The organism is uncultured Campylobacter sp. (assembly GCF_938030815.1).
Taxonomy (GTDB): domain Bacteria; phylum Campylobacterota; class Campylobacteria; order Campylobacterales; family Campylobacteraceae; genus Campylobacter_B.
This window is the reverse complement of record NZ_CALHII010000161.1, coordinates 1-3,357: the sequence shown is the minus strand read 5'-3', so window position 1 is coordinate 3,357 and position 3,357 is coordinate 1. Positions and strand designations below refer to the sequence as shown.

Here is a 3,357-nt window from a genome sequence, read left to right as displayed (position 1 = left end):
AAAAAGCATTTGTATTCGCTGATCACCTCGCGCTTATCTAGTCCACCCGCTCCGCATCCCATCAGAGGCAGAGCTATTTTTATATATTTGCTTTGATCTTGTAAGATTATTTCTTGTAAATTATTTAAAATTTGCGCGATAGTATCTAAGCTCGGCTTTTTAGACTTTGATCTATCAGCGTAATTCATAATGGCTGCATGTAATACGAATGGAAAGTTTGCATGATTTGAGGCGGTTTTGACGACGTCACCTTGCCTTATCTTTCTTATTTTTAGCTGTTCTTGCATGTATTCTTCCAGTGTCTCGCCGCAATGCCTCTTAAAAGCCATAGACACACCGCTGCCAAGCAGCATCGCCGTATTTGAAGGATTTATTAGATAATCCGCTTGTGCGTCCAATAAATCGCCAAATTTTATCTTTATTTCATATGAAATTTTCATTTTATCTCTTCTAAATACCTTTCTATCTCATCTTTTATCGTATCGGCTAACTCTTTTGGTTCTAGCACTTTGATAAACGGAATGAAGTAGTAAATAAGCGGCTTTATCTCCATTAAATTAGTAAATTCTATATCGATTACGACCGAGCCATCGGCATCAAGTCCTGTTATGCTTTGCTTAGCGTAGGGTTTTCTCTCGAAATATTTCTTTATCTGCGGAGCTAAAAGCGCTCTAGCGGTATTTGGCTTATCTAGCGTTGCCCAGGCGGAGTTTATATTTTTTAATCCTCTCATCTATCGTGGCGTCTAATTTAAATTTTTCCTCAAGAATTCTAATATTTGCGATGCTTTTTAAGTGGAATTTCTTGAAGGTATCGTTTTTATTCGTATCTAAAAATAGCAAATACCAAAATCCGTCAAACATCGCTAGTTTTAGTGGCTTTATCTTAAATTTAAAACCGGCGTATTCGCACTGCACCAAGCTTTTCTCTTTGATAGCGTTTTCAAGCAGTTCGAAATTTATAAAGTCATCTTCACTTAATTTTTCGCTGCTTATATTTGTTAAAATCGGATGATTTAGCCGGTTTGTGATCTGTTCTAGCAAAACGTGAGCCTTTGAGTAAAAATTTGCGCCCATGGTTTTTGAGATATTATCAAGGATATTTATGACGGTGCGCTCTTCCTGATCTAAGCCATCTTTGATTTTAGTTTTATCTATGCTCCACATCCTGCCGTTTCTTACAGCTCCATTTTTCGCTAGCACCTCGTAAAAGTCTCTTTGGATAGTTTTGGTGCAAACTCCAAATTTTTCCGCGAGCTCGGAGATGGAATGGGGTTTTCTGCTAATTAAGGCGGCTATTTCGTTTATGCGTTCGTATTTGCCACTACCGGATCGCGAGATTATTTTTTGCGGTTTTTGCATCTAGGCTCCTTTTATATTATTTTATCTAAAAATAAAGGGATAATATCAGCTAAGGATTGCTCTTAATCCTTCAAGCCCGCCTGCCTTTATCGCCATACCTCTATACGCGCTTACGTGAGTATCTAGTAGGTTTATGCGGATTAGATAAGAACGCTTAAATCTTTTTGCCATCCTTTCTCCATAAATCCTGATCGTAGGCACCGCAATCCCTGCGCCAATCTCAATTATGACTATTTTAAAGTTCATATTGTGACTAAGCCATGTATCATACTTTTTGCGCTGCGCCCAAGCTCTTTTGTGATTAAATTCGTGGTCGTAAAACATAAGGATATTTGGGCGGCTCACGCATCCGCACTCAGGACAAACAGGCATCTTTGTAGCGATAAATCTATCCTCATCCACTTCGACATTATTTTCGTCCATATTCCATATATTTCCGTCATCGCTATGAATACACTGCGCGTGATGTATGGAGCCGTGGATCTCGTAAATTTTATCCTTGTCAAATCTCGCCTTTTCAAAATGCCCGTCGACGTTTGAAGTGTAGATAAAGTAGTTGCCGCCTTTTGCTTCGCAAAGATTTTTTAGTAGGGCAAAACCCTCGTGAGGCCGGGTTGCGTTATAGAGCTTTAGCCTGTGTCCGTAAAACGCCCAGGCTAGCTCAGGACTGTTAAAAAACCACTGCGGATTTGCCATTTTCATAAAGTTTAAATTTTTATCCTTTAAAGGCGGATAGGCTTTCCAAAAGCCAAGATCGCCTCTAAAATCAGGCAGTCCGCTATCTACGCCCAATGCCTGCTCCTGCGGTTATTATGATAGCATCAGCGTTTACGATGATCTCTTTTGCGCGGGAGATCATATCTTGCATAACTTGCGCCTAAATTAGCTTTGCAATTTCATCGGCTAGCGGCTCTAGCTCATTTTTCATTTTTATTAACTCATCTACCAGCTCGACTTCGCTATACTTATTGATAATTATCTCTCTTAGAAACTGATCTTTTTTTAGCCATTTCCACCTTGCAAACGTTGTGCCTATTTTCCACTCGGCAAGCGTAAATTTAGCTTGTATATCTTTTATATGCTCATTATTTCTATTCTTATTATATTTAAGCCCAATATATGGGTTTAAAAAGTTCTTACTATCAAATTCTAACCTAAGATTCATAACTTCTTTATCGCCCCAACTATACTTATAGAAAATTATGGGCGCAGAATACCTAATTGTATCAGCCGCTCTTATATCTACGCACCATTCTTGCGATAGTCTTTTTTCGAGTTCAGTCTTTACGTTTGACATAAATTTATTAAGTTTATTCGAACTGGCTATATCGAAATACTTATTTTTTATCTCCTCAACTATATCATAGTTTTCTAAAATTATCTTGCTAATTTCATTTGCATCCATCTGCACTCCTTTATATTTTCCATAAATTTTTTCGATGACATTTTTGTATTGCGATATTACGGCGCTCAAATTTGTTAAATTCCCCGTTTCTTCAAGGCATAGATCAAGCCACGCAGTTATCTCTTTGTCGTATGAAATCGCCTTAAATTTAGCGATTCCATCGCCCTTTTCGTTTGAAATTCTGCCGTCTTTGATTTTTAGTCCGTCTAGGCTATAGCCGGTAGGCTCGCGCCCTTGCGGTGATAAAAAGAGCACGTAAATTTCAGCTTCATTGCCGTTTTCTTGTTGGATAGTTTTTATATATCTTTTAATTTGAGCCTCTTGATCGCCGGCATAAATTTTATTTTCTAAAATAATATGCTTCGTGCCGTCAGTTATGTAGATATCGATATTCTCATATTCTTTATAGACTTTTGCGATTTGCGAATTTAGCCCAAAATCCTCTAGCCCGCATGCTTTTATAAAAAGCTCCAAAAATAGCTCTTTTTGATAATGCGGCGAGTTCGGATCGAGTAGCGAGCAGATAAAGCGCGAGTGCAACCGCACTTCGTCGCTAGCGTCAAAAAGCGCCAAAAATAGATTGTAGTCATT

5 protein-coding genes are annotated in these 3,357 nt (G+C 38.4%); all 5 read right to left on the bottom strand.

All coding sequences use genetic code 11. The features are described from left to right. Positions 1–440 (bottom strand): macro domain-containing protein (locus tag Q0277_RS06450; RefSeq protein ID WP_297996631.1); only part of this gene is annotated, 440 nt, incomplete at its 3' end. Next, positions 437–733, bottom strand: coding sequence for a WYL domain-containing protein (locus Q0277_RS06445; RefSeq protein WP_297996629.1), 297 nt, complete (start codon positions 731–733; stop codon positions 437–439). The genes Q0277_RS06445 and Q0277_RS06450, both read right to left, overlap by 4 nt. Next, a complete protein-coding gene (locus Q0277_RS06440; RefSeq protein WP_297996627.1) occupies positions 687–1,361 on the bottom strand; it encodes a WYL domain-containing protein in 675 nt (224 codons plus the stop codon). The genes Q0277_RS06445 and Q0277_RS06440 overlap by 47 nt, the downstream gene beginning before the upstream one ends. Before the next feature lie 45 nt (positions 1,362–1,406). Further along, positions 1,407–2,153, bottom strand: coding sequence for a Sir2 family NAD-dependent protein deacetylase (locus tag Q0277_RS06435; protein WP_297996626.1), 747 nt, complete (start codon positions 2,151–2,153; stop codon positions 1,407–1,409). Positions 2,154–2,238: 85 nt separating this feature from the next. After that, the coding region (locus Q0277_RS06430) for a PD-(D/E)XK nuclease family protein (RefSeq protein ID WP_297996624.1) at positions 2,239–3,357 on the bottom strand (1,119 nt) is incomplete at its 5' end.